The 16,049-nt window shown below is 60.7% G+C and carries 13 protein-coding genes; 2 read left to right on the top strand and 11 right to left on the bottom strand.

The window, feature by feature from the left end; all coding sequences use genetic code 11:
* Window positions 1-95: 95 nt before the first annotated feature.
* From AC1DN2_RS19395 to mobC, 10 genes are all read right to left on the bottom strand, one after another.
* Window positions 96-557 (bottom strand): hypothetical protein, encoded by a 462-nt coding sequence (locus AC1DN2_RS19395; RefSeq protein WP_243182096.1) that lies wholly within the window; start codon window positions 555-557, stop codon window positions 96-98.
* A 40-nt stretch (window positions 558-597) separates the two neighbouring features.
* The gene (locus AC1DN2_RS19390; RefSeq protein ID WP_243182097.1) at window positions 598-1,059 is read right to left on the bottom strand and encodes a hypothetical protein; all 462 of its coding nucleotides are present in this window, start codon (window positions 1,057-1,059) and stop codon (window positions 598-600) included.
* 609 nt (window positions 1,060-1,668) lie between these two features.
* Window positions 1,669-2,214 carry a hypothetical protein gene (locus AC1DN2_RS19385; RefSeq protein ID WP_476851573.1) on the bottom strand — a complete coding sequence of 182 codons (546 nt, stop codon included), beginning with the start codon at window positions 2,212-2,214 and terminating at the stop codon, window positions 1,669-1,671.
* Between the two features lie 14 nt (window positions 2,215-2,228).
* On the bottom strand, window positions 2,229-2,831 hold the full coding sequence (locus tag AC1DN2_RS19380) for a zinc metalloprotease (protein ID WP_243182099.1): 603 nt from the start codon (window positions 2,829-2,831) through the stop codon (window positions 2,229-2,231).
* Window positions 2,832-4,234: 1,403 nt separating this feature from the next.
* A complete protein-coding gene (locus AC1DN2_RS19375; protein ID WP_243182100.1) occupies window positions 4,235-7,444 on the bottom strand; it encodes an RHS repeat domain-containing protein in 3,210 nt (1,069 codons plus the stop codon).
* A gap of 456 nt (window positions 7,445-7,900) precedes the next feature.
* Complete coding sequence (locus AC1DN2_RS19370) at window positions 7,901-8,272, bottom strand: hypothetical protein (RefSeq protein ID WP_476851572.1); 372 nt, start codon at window positions 8,270-8,272, stop codon at window positions 7,901-7,903.
* A gap of 768 nt (window positions 8,273-9,040) precedes the next feature.
* The gene (locus AC1DN2_RS19365; protein WP_243182102.1) at window positions 9,041-9,733 is read right to left on the bottom strand and encodes a hypothetical protein; all 693 of its coding nucleotides are present in this window, start codon (window positions 9,731-9,733) and stop codon (window positions 9,041-9,043) included.
* Window positions 9,734-9,938: 205 nt separating this feature from the next.
* Entirely contained in the window at window positions 9,939-11,171 is a 1,233-nt protein-coding gene (locus AC1DN2_RS19360) for a hypothetical protein (RefSeq protein ID WP_476851571.1), read from the bottom strand.
* Between the two features lie 29 nt (window positions 11,172-11,200).
* A complete protein-coding gene (locus tag AC1DN2_RS19355; RefSeq protein ID WP_476851570.1) occupies window positions 11,201-12,817 on the bottom strand; it encodes a relaxase/mobilization nuclease domain-containing protein in 1,617 nt (538 codons plus the stop codon).
* Window positions 12,818-12,819: 2 nt separating this feature from the next.
* The gene (gene mobC, locus AC1DN2_RS19350; protein ID WP_476851569.1) at window positions 12,820-13,212 is read right to left on the bottom strand and encodes a plasmid mobilization relaxosome protein MobC; all 393 of its coding nucleotides are present in this window, start codon (window positions 13,210-13,212) and stop codon (window positions 12,820-12,822) included.
* Between the two features lie 223 nt (window positions 13,213-13,435).
* On the opposite strand from mobC, the gene AC1DN2_RS19345 reads away from it, so the two are divergent.
* Window positions 13,436-13,729 (top strand): hypothetical protein, encoded by a 294-nt coding sequence (locus AC1DN2_RS19345; protein WP_476851568.1) that lies wholly within the window; start codon window positions 13,436-13,438, stop codon window positions 13,727-13,729.
* Between the two features lie 202 nt (window positions 13,730-13,931).
* Window positions 13,932-14,990 (top strand): hypothetical protein, encoded by a 1,059-nt coding sequence (locus AC1DN2_RS19340; RefSeq protein WP_476851567.1) that lies wholly within the window; start codon window positions 13,932-13,934, stop codon window positions 14,988-14,990.
* Between the two features lie 243 nt (window positions 14,991-15,233).
* Here AC1DN2_RS19340 and AC1DN2_RS19335 read toward each other — a convergent pair whose 3' ends face one another.
* A complete protein-coding gene (locus tag AC1DN2_RS19335) occupies window positions 15,234-15,794 on the bottom strand; it encodes a hypothetical protein (RefSeq protein ID WP_476851566.1) in 561 nt (186 codons plus the stop codon).
* Window positions 15,795-16,049: the final 255 nt, after the last annotated feature.

The raw sequence follows: 16,049 nt of genomic DNA, 5'->3' as shown, positions 1-16,049 counted from the left end.
GAGTCCAAAGCCACCCTGCCACCAAAAGAACTGCCACCATCAGAGTCCATCCGATGGTGGCAGTTCGCTTTTGTGTCGCGAGTTATTCTGAAAAACTAACCCCCGGCGACTTCCCCAGAACCCGGAGCGATCACAAACTCACCGATCTTTGTGGTTCCGGCTTCGTCGTACACCGGAATGCTGACTGCCTTTTTTCCTTGAGACTCTTGCCATTTCAAGGCTTCCGCTGGGGACTTGAACAACGACGGATGCCCTTCCCCTTTTTTTAGTTGATCGTTACTGACATAGCCCAGTTCTCCGTTGGTCGCAAGGGCTTTGATTAAATCGGGTTCTACGACCACGCCGTCTACGTTCTTGATCGATCCGTACGTCTGGCCGGCTGCGTTTCTTTTGAAGATGGTCTGCCCCTCGCGGTTCCTATTGTCGTGAGGCTCAGAGGCTAGACGCGTGGCTGGCGCATCGCTGGAGATGGAAGCGGCAGCCGCAACTGATCCCATGCCAATCCCCGCGATCAGAAGGGCAGCGGTTGCGGTCATGATCTTCGTGCCGGCGGTCATTTTTATTTTCTTCAAAACATTCCCCCAAGATTGTTTTAGGTCAGTTTGCAGTCTGCATTCCCGTTGGGAATGTCTCGAATCCTTCGTAAGCATAGTTGGAATAGTTGAAAGCCCAAGATATTCCCTTGCTATAGAAGTTTCCCTTTCCGGCATAACTTGCAGACGTCCGCCACGTTTGGGCGCCACAGAGCGTTCGATCCGAGTATGACATCGCACTGCTGGAAACAAGAACCTCAGCGCTCTGTTGGTAATTTTGAATCAAGCGTGCTTGAACGGCTATTCCGCCAGCAATGACACACTTAGATACCGGAGCACTGTAGGTGTATCCGGTAGCGAAGCCGTTAGAGGTTTGAACTAAGGCATAATTGTAGAAAGATACTCCATCAACCGAGTAGTTACCATTCGGACTTGCACTGGTTCCATTCGCCTGGGCGGCGACTGGAACTGATACCAACCCGATGGTTACTAGTATCGCCGCAAGTGCACTCTTGATCTCGATCATATTTCCCCCAAAAGAAATAATGCGCGCCCCGAGCGACGCTTATGCGGTTCATTCCATCAGCTAAACCTGAATGTCAAGGTTTCGAAAAACACGCAGTTAGATCATGAAGTCTTGAGGAAATACTGTGTTAAGCCGTCGTGAAATTCGCAATCAATCGTGCTATGGGGTGAGATGGGCGGCACCCTAAAATACAAGTCAAGTGGAGAGCCAGCCCAGTGCGAGCAAACGTTCGAGCATGGACGCTGGCTACGCGCCAACTAATCGAGTGTCCAGTGATGCTTGAATACATCGTTGAGTTCAAACTCAAACCGAGCCCGCGGCCGGCGGGCTGCCAAGCGGTGCTGTGGGCAAGGCTGTCAGAAGCAGCGCCCAGCGCTGAGTGAGACTGCAAATCCGGTCTGGGAATGTCAGTCTGATTTGTGCCCACGATGGACCTAAATTGCAGTCTCATCGGGACCCACATTTGGCGCCGGAGATGGCAACATCCCGCCAAGAAGGTCAGAGCAGGGATGGCGTGGCCATCCCTGCTCTTCCCTGGATTGAAAACTAACCCGAGCCCGGGGTGCGTCGAGTGAATCGGCCGACCCCTTGTCGGGTTGGGCGGTCGTTTCAGAGAAGTCGTGTAACGGCGGCAATCAGTTCGGGAAGCGTCTCAGGAATTGCTTCGGTGAGGGTGGTATCCGGCATCTTCTTGACCGACGTGCCGGAGACCGGCAAACGGCCTGTCGGCCCTGAAAGTGCCACGTATGTGCCATCGTCGTTCTTCTGGAGGAAAAGCATGGATTCTTCCCCTGGCTGCATAATCGCATCGCCTTCCACAACAACAACCGAGTCCTTCAGCGCCCCGCCGGTTTGCTGCACCGTTATGGTCGCTGCCGGTTTGGTTCCCTTCAGCCACGATTTAACGGTCACCGTAGCGTCTGTGAAGGGGATGCCATCAACAGCTGCTGCCGGTGCGGACTTCTCAACTGTCCCCACGACAATTGCGTCAGCGCTCTGTGCGAGATCCTTCAGTGTCGGGTATGCCTTGGCCCAGCTTGCGCTTATGGACGTAGTCTTGGCCGGCGGTTGTGCCTGCGGCGAGGCGCAGCCACTCAGGAGTAAAGCTCCGACAAAGACCGCAGCCATTGATGGGAGAAATGGAAGTTTCTTCATGGTGGTCACCCCTTTCAGTAAATTGCGTTGACACCGGCGATTTCGTCGCTTGTTGGATAGTAAATTCCGCAACGATTGGGCGTCGCCGAGTTCATCAAGTAGCACCCGCCCACGTGCTCCAACCCAAGCGCGTGTCCCAGCTCATGTGCCGCAACACCGCGAGTCGTTGTGTAGGTGTACCCGTCGGTGTAGTACGAATTCAGGTACGCATTCATGGGTGCCTGGTACAGGCTTCCAGCCGTCGAACGGTAAGTAATACCGTCCCACGTCACATTGCTAATTCGCGTCTGGCGCAAATAAATGTTGGCGGTCCCCGTCGTGACATAGAGGTTAATATCGGTCGCGCTGGACCAGTTGGAGGTCGCCGCTGACCATCCACTGGAATTTTGCCCGCTTTGACCGCCATCAATGTAGACGGCAAGGGTTGAGGAGCCCCATTTATAGCCGGACCAGCTGTATGCCTGGGCGGGCAGGGCGGTTACGGTGATGAAGAGAAGTGCGGCGAAGAAAGCGGAAATACGCGTAAGGCGGCGCAATAGCATCTGGATCCCCCTTGTTCCATGAGTGCCGGTTCCGGCATACCAGAAGTATCTGCCCGGAATGAACAGAATGAGCAATAAGTATGTATTTGTGACATAAATGTGATCTGGATAAAACCGGTTTGGAACCTGGGAGTCGCCCATCGGGCGGGACCGCCCCAGCCGTTCGGACCAAGAACTACCACGTGAGGCCGTTCTTGCCCCTTTCGGAACCCCTTGCTGTGGGCTGCGGTGAGTGCGCGTATCTGGGTTTCGTTCGCGCCGGTGTTTGTCAGGGATTCCCCGAACTTTTCGTGGTGTTCGGGGGAGCCGTAGTCGGTAACCGAGGTGCACGGAGAGCACAGCTTTACGTAATCATGGTTATCGGTGATGTCAGAACCACAAGATATGGCAAAAATTGTGGAAAAGACGCCACATGTAGTGTTTGGTGCGTGAGATCGGAGTTGCCTGCCCTAGCCTCTTACTACGCCCCAAGAGCGGCAGCCCTGGCCACGCGCCAGTGGAGGCTCACTCCTGCTCCTTCCAAGGACTTTTCTGTCCCTTGCCTTCTTTAAGGCACTACCATGGCCTAACTTCCTCGGGAGACCTCGGACCGCATATCGGTCCGGGGTCTCCCGGCCTCCCCGTCGGGGCCCGGGGAGTGCGACGACACTAGCTAAGTAATTCCTCGCTCCATCCCTAGATGAGCGACGATGCTTGACCAACCCGATGATGTTTGCAGCGGCGAACCCCAGCGCCGCTGCTACCAGGACCACCTTGAAGCCAATCCAAAATGGTTGGGATACATCTGTGAATAGTGCGAATACCCCTGGGAGGAGCCCGGCGATGACCCCTCCGACACTGGGAAAGAATCGCTTCTCTGCTGGCTTGGGAGAAGTCATGCCTGGGGAGGCGCGTCTCTGTTGCCGCGTGCGAGGAGCTTACACATAGCAATCAAAAGGGCGAAGGCCAACAACAATATTCCTCCCGCGACACGTGGAGGAGTTAGGTCCAAGAGACTCACCACGGCAAGCGCGACAAGAAGGCCAACCTGCCACCACGTTGCCCGAGAAATCACTGTAACTATCTTGCCCATTGAAGCCACTCCCTAAATCACGCATGAGACGACAGTTACGGCTCCCCCGAGCCCAGCCACCCACCCCGGCCCGAGAAGGGCTTTCCCGGGCCGAGTCGTATAGATCTCACGTAGAGGAAGCAACCCCAGAAGATAATTAGTCCGGCGGCGAGCGGGACAAATGGCATGGTCACCATCTGAGTGTGATCGGTGCAGCAACGGCGTGTTGCATTAGCTGGGTGTCGTAAAAACCCCGATCAGAGCGGAGGCGCACAGGGCCAGGGCAAGCCCTATGAAGATCAAGACGATCCGCGATCCCTGGTATGGCTGTCCTGGGCCGGGTCGCTTTGACCTCACATAGAGAGCGCAGGCGGCGAGCAGAATGAGACCAGCGGCAAGCGGAACAAGTGGCCAGTAGATCAATCGTTCACCACCCTGCCGCGCATGCAACGAAAGCTGCTCCGCCAGTTAGGCCGGCGACAGCCCCTGCCGCCCCTGAGAGGGCGCCGAGCGCCACACCTTCTGGAAGAGCAATGATGGAGAGATCAGCCAGAACGGACAAACCGAAGAGGCCCGCGGCGAAAACCCCTATCCCAGCCGCTGCAGCGGTAAGACCGTCGCATACACTGCGTCCGGTTGGATCGCTGTGGTTGATGGCATCACATCCGGCGAAGGCGTACCGGTTGGCGTTCTTGGGGTTCAGTGGTGCGTCGAGGGTGTCCTGCTGGGTCCACCGCCCGAGGGTCGGGCTGTACCAGCGTTGGCCGTATTTGACCCAGCCGGTGACGCGGTCCTGGATGCCGGCCTTGAACATGTAGGGGTTCTGGGAGGTGCCGAGCCCGCCGGAGTCCGCGGTGATGGTCGGGACGCCGTAGGGGTCGTAATCGTAGGCGAATGCCCTGTAGGAAGCACTGGTGATGAGCGCTGCCGGGTTGCCTGTGCCGTCGTAGACGTAGAGGGACTGCATCCCGGAGCTGGTGCGCAGCATCAGGGCTTCTCCGGTGACGGGGTCGTGCTCGACGTAGGCCGTGGCGTTGTCCTTTTTGTACTGCTCGATGATGGGCTGGCCCTGGGCGTCGGTGCGGCCGTAGATGACCTTGTAGGTCCCGTTCGGGGTGGTCTGGGAAAGCACCTCGTTCTGCGAGGCTCCGGCGTAGGTGTAATTGTAGGTGGTGCCGGCCTTGGTGACCGAGGTCATCTGCTCGGCACCGTTGTAGCCGTAGCTGCCGTTCGGGTCGGCGGTGAGGTTGCCGGCCCCGTCGTAGGTGTAGCCGGCGGTGCTGATCTGGTTGGCCGGGTTGGCGGTGAAGTTCTGGCTGGCCCCGGTGCCGCCGCTGGCGGTGAGCCGGTTGCCGCGGGCATCGTAGGTGTAGAGGTAGGTCGTCGGCGATGAGCCGCCGGTGATCGCGGCCTTAGTGAGGCGCCCGGCCTTGTCGTACGTGTAGGCGGTGACGGCTCCGGTGAGGTTGTTCTTGACCCACTGGATCTTGGACCGGTCCGCCGTCGTGGTGCTCGGGCAGGTCGGTGCTGTGGAACCGGCGGAATAGCAGTAGGTCAGGTCCACGACATTGGAGTTACTGGCATCCCCTGTCCCCTGCTCTGCGAGGACGCGGGTGACCCGTCCGGTCCGGTCGTAGTCGGTGTGGGTGTGCGCGGCCCAGGTGGTCCGGTCCGCGCTGGCCTGCAGCCAGGTATCGGTGCGCCGGCCCCGGTCATCGGTCGCGACGGCCAGGGTCTGGGGCGTGCCGTTGTAGAGGTAGGTCATCGTGGTCATGACGCCCGAGGTGTCGAAGGCATAGGAGGTGGTGCCGCGGGTGTCCGTGGTGGAGACCAGGTTGGAGGCCTTGTCGTAGGCGTAGGAGATGGTCCCGCCGCCGGCGGTGTTCACCCGGGACGTCAGCCGGCCCATCTGGTCGTAGCCGTAGGTGGTGGTGCCGGAGCCGTCGACCCGGGTGAGGACCTGGCCGTTGGCGTTGTACGTGTACGCCACGGCCGGGGTGCCGTCCGAGAAGCTCGTGCCAATGAGCCGTCCGACGGCGTCGTAGGAATAGGTGGTGGTGTTACCGCGGCCGTCGGTGGCGGTGAGCGGCCGGGCCCAGGCATCGTAGGTAAAGGCCCTGGCCCCGAGCGAGGAGCCGGTGACCGGGGTCAGGTCCGTGAGCTCGTGGAGGTTGTTGTAGCCGTACAGGGTCTTGTTCGTCCCGTTCCCCGGCGCGAGGGCGGAGACAACCGTGCCGTCCAGGTTGGTGTTGTACCCCAGGGTGGCCGTGGCGGCCATGGCGTCGGAGGAGGTCAGCGCGTTCCCGGCACCGTTGTAGGTGTAGAGCGACTTGTTCCCGGCATCGTCCGTGCTCGAGCTGGCCAGGTACCTCGTGTTCACGGCCGTGTTGGCGTACTCGGCCTGGCCGGCGGCGCCGCCCTGGGAGGCTGAGGCGGTGATGGACTGGCCGGAGTTCGCCCCGTAGGTGTTCGTCGTCGTCCCCGACGTCGTTCCGGTGCCCTGGGTGGCGGTGAGCGTGTCGAAGTCGCCGGTGTAGGTCGCCCCCTGTGCCCGGCCCATCGGATCCGTCGCGGAGGTGACGCGTCCGTCCGTGCTGAGGTTGTACGTGGTGCGGGGTCCCGAGGCGACCGGAACCGCGGGGTCGGTGTTGGGTCCGGCGACGAGGGTTTGGGTGCTCGTCGGGTAGGTGATCCGGGTGATCGAGTTCCCCGGGGACCCGGCGGAGGTGTTGACCCGTTCGATCTGCGTGACCCGGCCGGTGGTGTCGTAGGTCAGGAGGGTTTTACCGCCTGTGGGCGGGGTGATCGCCGAGATCCTTCCGCTGTTGTAGCCGAAGGTCGTGATCTTCCCGGCCGGATCGGTGAACCTGGTCCAGTTGCCGTAGCCGTCGTTGAACAGGGCAGCCGACCGAGTCGCTGACCCGCTGGTCAGGGAGATGGTCGCGAGGGTTCCGGAGTAGGAGTCGTAGGCGAGTTTGCCGCCCACGCCCTTATTCCCGCTGATGTCGGTGATTTTCCCGGTCCCCGGGGTGAACGTCGTCGTGTTGCCGTTGCGGTCCGCGAGGGACTTCACCCGCCCGTCGGCGTTGAACGTCACAACGGATGCGTTGGTTCTGGACGTCAGCGTGTAGGTGCCGTCCCCGTACTTCACCAGGTCGGCCTTCGTCCCGGCCGGTGCCGTGAACGCCGTCGTCGATCCGGAGACCGGGGTGAACAGGGCCGAATAGCCGTCGCCGGCGGTGTAGAGCACGCCGGAAGGGATCGATGAAAGGGAACCGGTCCCGCCGAGGTTCAGGGTCCACCGTTGTGCGGCGTCCCCTTGGGTTGTGGCGGTGGACTGGGAGTTGAACACCGCGCCGAGCGGAACGTCGGCATTGACCCCTGGCAGGGCCAGCCCATTCACGGACAGCATCAGGTTGCCGGTGCCGACGTCCACGGAGCCGGTGACCTGGTCGGAGATCTGCAGCGGCAGCCGGGTCGCCCCGGGCCGGGAGCCGAGCTCGCCGATGGTGGTCTGTTCCCCGGACGAGGCGCCGGGGAGGACCATCGGGACAGGCACTACTGCCAGGCCCGGGCCCGCGGTCCCGGCCAGCAGGCCGATGCCCAGGCAGGAGGCGATGGCGCCCCGCAACAACAAAGCCGGCGGCCTATGGCCACCGGCAGATCGATTTGAACGTTGCGGCGCAGGCCGCCTTCCCCCAACAAGCATTGTGCCCCCAGACTTGGAAGTGAGTGATGGCGCTCACTTTAGGCACGGGTTTTGTCCAATGACTAGAGAAGTATGCTTGTCATTTTCGTGACAAAATATTGCACCGGCTGTCACGTACCACCTTCAGCGGAAGGCCGAGCCCTCCAGACATCACGGGGGTGCCGTCATTTTCAACCGTCCTCCCGGGGCTGGAAACACTTGCCACAGTCAGCCCTACAAGGCCGGCCCGCTTCTGCTCCGCTCAGCCAACTGCTGCCCCTGCGCGGGTCGGGTCTTCTTGGCTTTGGCTGCGCCCTTAGGCTGCGTTGGAGGCCCACAAAAAGAAACCCCGTCCGGGATGGCCCGGACGGGGTTCTGTGTTTTCGGGGGTATGTCCCCCTGAGGCTAGGGCCGATTCAGAGCCGCGTACTCGGCCCCCAGTTCCTTTGCGAGTTTCTGCAGATCCTTCCCGCTGGCCGGCTCATGCAATGCCTCGGAGAGGTCTACGACCAGCCAGTTCTTTCCCGTCACGACAGAGACGGGCTGGGTTTTGGCGTCTGCGTACACCTGGTAGTCCGCCTTCCGACCCGCTTCATCCTTGAACCAGTCGATCTGGACGTGGCCGGAGCACACGGCATATTCGGCTTTGATCCCCTTCTCGTCAATGGCCTTGTTGATGATCGGATCCGTCGTGGGCTTCTTCTCGCAGCCCAGGACTTTGTCAACGGCGTGGAGGGCATCGTCGAGGGAGCCGAATTCGGGTAGCCCCTGATCCACCAACTGTTGTCCGGCTGGCTGTTGCGCAGCCGGCTGTTGCGCAGCGGTCTGCTGTCCAGCTGCCGCGCAACTTGAAAGGAGGCACCCTAGCGCCAGAGCGGCGGCGGCGTTCCTGTACTTGAGCTTGTCCATGGTCTTCAGACCCCCACTTGTCTCGTTGAAATTATCCTGACATAAGGTGGGCGTGGCTCACAGGCCCGAGGGCCGCAAACGTCGCCCGATTGCATATGGGCACCAGTTATCTTGGGCTGGCGTCCAACGCTCGAACCACAAGGGATGCTGAAAACAGGCCGATGCCCAGGGGAAGCATGAGCTTCGTCAAGAGACCTGCCAGGCCAAATACGAGGCTCGTCCCGATCTGAGCAGTGGACCCCGATGCGGAATCTATGGCGATAGCCAGAGCCGGCATGATCCACTCACCGCCCAATACGCCCACGCAGATGAGGACGATGCCGACAGTACACAGTCGGTGAGCTGAAAGCTTGGGTGGCCAGCTGTGTCCGCCACCGTCTTCGGAGCCAACCAGGCTTCCGTTCGGTTCATCGGGGGTAGTCATAACGTCCGTCCTCACGCATTTAGTTGGACTGCTCGGCGGAAACGCGGATCAGTGGTGATGTCTCTCTTGCATGCTCCCGCTGTGTAATGAATAGCCAGAAGCATATCGCGGGCCGGTCAAGTATGCATGACAAAGCTGTCACACAAAATGGTAAAGAAATGGAGGGATGACATGTCATCCCTCCATTTCTCATGCAGTTTCAGTCGTCCGATTTACTCGAACTGCCCAAAACCCCACGTATAGGTGATCGACCTTACGTTGAATTCGGGATAGGCAGAGACTCCGTCCCACGGAACGCGAATAGTGGCAGCCCGTCCGCAACCAATGTCGTACCAGGTCCTCCAGATGCCAAAGCTGCTTCCGTAGTATCCCTGGTAGTAGCCGACGCCCTGGGCGCAGACCGAGGTGCCGGTGGCTCCATCCATGTACCAGTTGTAGACCTTGCCGCCCGACCCGATGAAAGAGGTGTTGCGACGGATTGAACCCGACCACCCGCCGCCGAGCGGGGCGTTGAAATTCGTCCAGTTACTGGTTGTTGCCATTGGCGTGACAGTGGGTTCGGATTTCTTCTTGCCGCCGGGCGCCCCAAGCTCACCAAAAACGCGAGCCTCATCGGCTTTAGCTACCTTGCCCTGCTTGAGGTTCAGCTTCCGAGCAACCTCCGGAAGGACAACAAGTGACTGCTTCGCATTCTCCGGAAGCGGGATGAACGTGGCTTTGCCTTCCACGTCAGGAGCAACGGCTGCCTCACTGACGACGTAAATCCCGTTGTACTGGGTTTCCGCACTTGAGGTTTTATCCTCGGTCGCCGCATTTGCTGTGACGGCGGATGTCGGCAGCAGTACCGCCAGTGAGACTCCGATTGCCATGACAGTCGCGCCGAATTTTCTTCGTGTTTGAACCACGTTCTTCCTTTCAAGCGATCCGCATTGATCGCCTCCCCCAAATGAAAGGCTGGTTGAAAAGTAACACATACATTGGGGCAAAAAAAGCGGTTCATAAAGACAGTTTAGAAACCCCGACCGGATGACCCGATCGGGGCTTCCTGTTGTTCAGTGAGACACTCCGATGCCAGGCTCAGCGGACTGAGTCCAGATACCGGGCAACTGCCTAGCGAGCCGGACCGCTCTTGGTCCGTTCCGCACCCACGGCCGCCCCTGTGCGGGTCTTCTTGGCTTTAGCTGCACTCTTGCCCATGGTGACCGCCGCGCGGGGGTGTGTGCCCTCACTGCGTTCTGCGGTGGCGCGCCCACGGACTTGTGCTTCGTTCGCTCCGGTTCCGGCCAAGGATGCGGCGAAAGCTTCCTGGCGTTCCGCTGAGCCATAGTCGGCGGCCGACGTCGCCTCAGTCTTCAGTCCCTGGTCTTTGAGCCGGCTGCTGTCGTTGCCGGTGACGCGGTTCTCGATCTCGCGGCCGACGCTTTCCATGCGGGCGAAGAGTTCCTTTTCGGCTTGCTCGTACCGCTGTTCCAGGTACTCCCACTGTTCGCTCTTGACACCGGCCGCGGCCAGAAGCCTGGCCTCGTGCATATTCTTGGCTGCTTGCACGAACTCCGGATCCTCGAAGTGCGCGTCGCCGGCGCCGTTGATGTTCGCGGTGGTCTCTTTGCGGAGCTGGTCGATGTCGGGACCGTTGATGCCGTCCTTGCCGATGAGGAACAGGCGTTCCTTCACGATGGCGTCCGCTGCCTCTACCGCTGTAGGTGTCTTGGCGGTGTGGGCAGTCTGCAATGCCTGGGCCAGCTCGGGGTTGGCAAGGTATTCCACGGGCACCTGGTGGCGTTCCATTTCCGGGGCCAGTGTCGCGGCCTGGGCGCGGAGTTCTTCCGCGCGGGCCGCGGCGAGCAATCCCATGGCCTTCTCGTGCTCGGCGGCCGCCCTGCGTGTCTCTTCCTGGCTGCGTTCCAGTGCGTCCTGCCGGGCCTTGTCCGTGGTGATGGTCTGGATCCCTGACTCCAGGTAGGCGCCGTCCGCGCCGACGTCGCGGGTGTCGATGCCGTAGCGGGCGAGGACTTGCCTACGGATCTTTTCCGAGGCCGCTAGGGCGGTCGGGTCGTAGTCTTTCCAGCTCATCGCGACGGCGTGGGCCGTGGCAATGTCATGGGGCCGGGCCTTGTCCCACCACTGGTCCTTCTCTACCGGTGCCAGCGCCGCGTGCGCTGCACTGCGGTCTGCCGCAAGGCGTGCCTGCGCTTCGTGCGCTGCCTGTGCATCCTGGTGTTCCTGCTGCCGTTGGGACTCCTGCCGGCGACGGGCCAGCGTCTCGGCAATGCGGGACGCGATCATCAGCGACTGCCGCATTCCGCCGTCCAGAACTTCTTCAATTCCGTCTGATTCACTCATCGTGCTCCCCTTGCAGTTGGTGGTAGTCGTTATCGGTCAAGTACGGGGCCCGAATCACGGCCCGTGTACTGGCGGGTCCTGGCCGGCGTTGGTGTGCTCGGCACCGCTGACCCTGGACGGATGGGCGCCATGCCACGCAGCCCAAGTTCTACGGAGTTCGATGCCGCTGCCTGTTCCGGTGCACCGACGGTGACCGGCCGGGGCATCGTCGCCGCGAACGGCTTCAGCTGTTCCGTGACGACGGCACGGAGCCGCTGCGCTTCACGGGTCCGTCCGGACTGTTGGTGCATTTCGTGGATGGCAAAGGCAGTGTTGACCAACTGCAGCATGAGCGCCGACTGGGCGGCCGTCTTGTTCTTGCTGGACGCGGCCATGAACAACATGGCAGTGCCGGCAATGGACGGCAGGGCGACGGGCTTGCTGTGCTGCCGGGGGGCGCGGAGCTGGGCGGTGCGGGACAGTTCGGCGGCGGTGGCCGCCAACGGACCCGGCGTCGGTTCGAGCCGGTGGGACCACGCCGCGAACGCGCCGGAGACTTCCCGCGCTGCCTTCGCCCAGGTCGCGTGATCATCACGAGGCAGTGTGCGCAGATGCTCCACCAACGCGGTCGCGTTCCGGGTGTACTCCACCCACATTTCCGCCGGAGGTGTTCCGTTCTCGGGGCCGGTCCTGGACACGGTGCGCCTGTTGCGGGCTGCCGCGTTCCACTCAGCTGCAGCCTCTGTTGCAAGGTGCGGTGAGTCCATCCACTCTTCACGCAAAGCACCCAGCTTCAGGTCCGAGGCGAGGGTGCCGCCGCCGAACCAGATAGGCCGCTCGCCCTGCTTGGGGCGTTCGGCCACGGAGTAGCCAACGATGACCTCGGTGGTGTTCTTCGCATAGCGGGGTCGGACCAGCATCCCGGTGTCGCGGGCACGCCGGACAAACTCACCCTCTGTCGCGGAAGAGCTGGCGCTGGCACGGACTTTCCGGGCCAAAGAGGACCGGTGCATCTCCCGCTCGTCCCGGACAGCGGTGGCCTTCTCGGCCCGGTCGTAGCCACGGGTGGAGTGCACGGTAGAGAGCTGTTCCAGCCCGTACTTAACCTCCAGCTCACGGCACGACTCCTGCGCCCTCTTGTAGTCCCCGTGGGTCGATGCTTTGGTGCCGTCTTCGCGGACCAGGGACACGGCCAGGTGGATGTGGTGATTGCCGTTCTCACTCGTGCCGTGGTTGACCGCGACCCACCGGCAGCGGGCCTTCCCACTGGCTTCGGTAAAGCCCATGGAGTCCACGAAGTCGTTGGCGATATCGCCCCACTGCTGGTCCGTCAATGCGCCCTCTTCGGCGCGCAGACTCAGCGAGCAGTGCCACACGCTGGCATCCTTGTAGCCGACGTGGACGCGCTCCTTCTTGGCCGCGTCCCACTGCATGTCCTTAATCTGCACCGATACGTCATATGCCCTGCGCGGCTGGTCAAGATGCTTGGCAATAGCCAGGGCATCGTCATGGTTCAGAACACCGTCGTCGTACCACGCCATGATCGCAGCGTCGCCCGCTACCAAGTGGGGATCGCTGTGTGCGTTCTTGGTCTTGTTGGCATCGGTCGAGGCCAAATAAACCATGAGTCCGCCCATGCGTGAACCGCGGGTGATGTTCGGGATCATCCCTACATCAACCCCTCAATGGTGCGGTCAATACGCATCGCCACCGACCGGAGGTGCTTCAACGCTTCGTGCGCCTCGGCAGGGAACTCGCTCGTGGCGTTGGCCTGACGTGCGAGCTGGTTGATGTTGTTCGAAGAACGAGCCAGCAGATTGTGCAGGGACATCAATTCCGCAATAGCGGCACGCCGTTCCGTTGTCGTCTCCTGCGTCTCGGACAACGCCGCTGTGATCAGCAAGTTCGGGACGGAAACCTTCTCCCGCTCAGCCCTAGCCACAAGCGCGGCTTCCTCTTCAACAGTGACCCACAGGTCACGGCGCTTCTTGCTGCCGGCGGGAGTATTCTCCCGGCGTCGGCGCGACAGATTGAAACGGTGAGTGAAGTCCTCATCCGACATTCAATCCATCCCTTCAAAGGCCCAGCGCAGCGACCCCGGAACCGGGGACCACACTGACCAGTGTGCCGCACTCGACCGCCAGTGTCGAGCGCGGCAAGCCACTTACACCCGTGTAAGTGTATAGCTTGCTCCGCACCGTGGTCTTTGATGGTTTTTTCGCCTCATGTGCGTGGTCTCCGAGAACCTGCCGTCCGGTGTCAGCGGCGGCCGGTAGGGTTTAGGTATGGACATCAAAGACATTGCCGCAAAAGCTGCCGCCAAGATCGACGCCGCCAGGGACACCAAAGTGAACGCGGTGAAGAGGGCCGCTGCCAGCGGTGTTGAGGTCCAGGAGGCTGCCCAGCTGCTTGCCGCGGCCGAGCAGAAATATGCCAAGGATTATCAGATGGCGTTGCGCGCAGACTGGACCGAATCCGACCTGCGGGGCTTCGGCTTGGACGCTCCGGCCAAGAAGGCCGGCGGGCGTCCGCGTGGCCGAACGCAGAAGTCCGCTCCGGTTGCTGGCGGCTCCGAGTAGTAACCCCTCGCCCACATGTGCACGGCAAAAGCCCAATCGCTCCGCTGCTTTTCCCGCACACATCTGGACGACGGGACCCATCGGACCGGCTGCACACAATCGCCAGGTCACCGATGGCGATCACGTCACCCCAGCGTGCCGGCGATCATGCACAACCTCCAACTTGTCGGCTGCCGTCAAGAAGAAAAGGATGAAGGCCCGTATGGACGAACCATCACAGCAAACTGGTGGCCCTCTTTCACGACTGGATGAGATTAGGGCGCGATATGCCCGTGTTGACCAAGTGATGAGGTCTGCCGAAGCACGGTCCCATGCTTACTCGCAAAATGATAAGCGGGCGGGGTATTTCTTCCTTCTTCAAGGTGTGAGAGAACTCGATGACGAATGTATCTCGGGTGTTCCTTACGATGTTTCAGGCGTTGTGACGGAGAGTCACCAAGAAGGTCAGTTTCTCATCGACAGCGGACTCATCAGTCTTCATGTCGTGGACAACTTTCCAGGACAAATCCACCTACTCCAAGCGCTTACCGACGAATGCGCCCACTACACGTATCAAGTCTTCGGTGAGCCCCGCTCGAGGCTCTACGAGCTATACATCAGTAACACCATCGCACTCGATTCTGAGCAGGCATTGAAACTTGCCCATCTGGTTTTGTGCTTGCTCCGAGCCCGGGGCGGCTGCTTCTTTAGGGTGCCCTTCTGGAGTGACACCTCGTGGAACCAAATAGCAGGAAAAGATAAGCAGGTCTTCCTCAACCCCATTGCCTTGGAAGAGCGCAAAACGCAGCTGCTTCCGATCGGCTTCGTTTCATCCGGTGACCTCAACTGGGTGGTTCAACGCATGAGGCGTACGTTCGAACTTTACGAAGAACCGGGCTTCCGCCTTGCTTTCGATTCCCTCAGTGAAGCACCATTTCAGTCCACCGAACGAATGTCTATTGCCACGTCGTGGGCGGGCCTTGAATCTTTGCTTGGGATCGAACATGAACTGAGCTACAGAATCCCGATGTACCTAGCGGTCATACTCTCCGATGACCCTGAGTCAAGAGTGGCAATCAGAAGCCGGATAAAGAAGCTCTATGGATTGCGCTCCAAAGCTGTACATGGAGCAGGAATCAAGGAAGCAGTTCTGGTCAAGACGGCCGAGGAATCGTGGGTCCTCCTCCGCGATGTTCTTATTAACATGATCGACTCTGACAACGACTTACCCACACCAGAAACATTTGATCGGTTGCTCTTAGGAGCACCACCGGCTTTGTAGGGCAGCTGCTGCATTCGATTCAGCACCACGCGTTTGGCCGATGTTGTACTCCCCTGCCTACGAAGGTCCGGATACCGTGGCTCAATAGGCGCGCCCCTCGCACACATGGGATGCCAGGTATGGCTGAAGCAAACTTGCGGGCTTTGTCCTGTCACTGGATGGCCCAGAAGCACCGGCTCGGCCAGAGGTCACCAGGAAGGCCCGGGCCCTGCCCTAAGAGACTGTGCCCGGGCCTTCCAGGTCCTACCTGCTAAGTGAAGCGGGCCGTACGACGTCCATCCAGTCCAGGAACTCGGCAACAGTACCGATCCGCGCGATGCGCTCGTGGATGGCCTTCTGGTCGTGGCCGGGAACGAAGTCGCCTCCCGTCGTCATCTCGCCGCACCCGCACCGGCAAGGCTGGCCGGCTTCGCCGTCGAAGTCAGTGTCCTCGAAGTAGCGAACCGGGTTCCGGGCGGCGCTGACGGGGCTAGGGTGGCCGACGTACCTGTCGAAGACCGGGTGTCCCTTGCTGAGGATCTTGCCGTGGATCGTGTAGCGGTCATCGCGCTTCTCCTCGGGGTTCCGTCCGTACAGCGTGGTGCGTTCCAGGGAGTCGATTTCGACGGCCTGGATGACGGTCCGCCCGAAGGAGAACAGCGCGTACCGCTCCTTCTGGCCACGGGCCCCGATTGCCCATTCGCCGTGGTTAGCCTCGTACATTTCATCCTGGCTCATGCCGGGTTCATAGCCGACGTACGGGCGGCCGAGACCGTCCTGTTCAGGATTGACAGGCTTCTTGGCGGTGACGGTGATGTGCAGCATTGGTGCTCCTTGGCTGGAAAGTAATAGATAGTGGTCCCGGGTGACTCAAGTATGTTTGGCGGGATAATACTTGTCAAGGCCGGGAGCCTCATCTATATGCAGCGGGAAGGCAGAAGGTCATCTCCGCACACATGAGCGACATAGAAAACCAACCAGGTCTGGACTTCACGGCCACCCGCCGCGCTCTCACGGTCGCCCCGTAAGCAGCACTAAAACACCAGCGCCGGACCTCTGAAGCTCCGGGGCTGGTGTGTG

This window comes from Arthrobacter sp. 01L42 (assembly GCF_056400005.1).
Note: the sequence above shows the minus strand (reverse complement) of the source record. Positions and strands in the feature narration are given on the sequence as shown.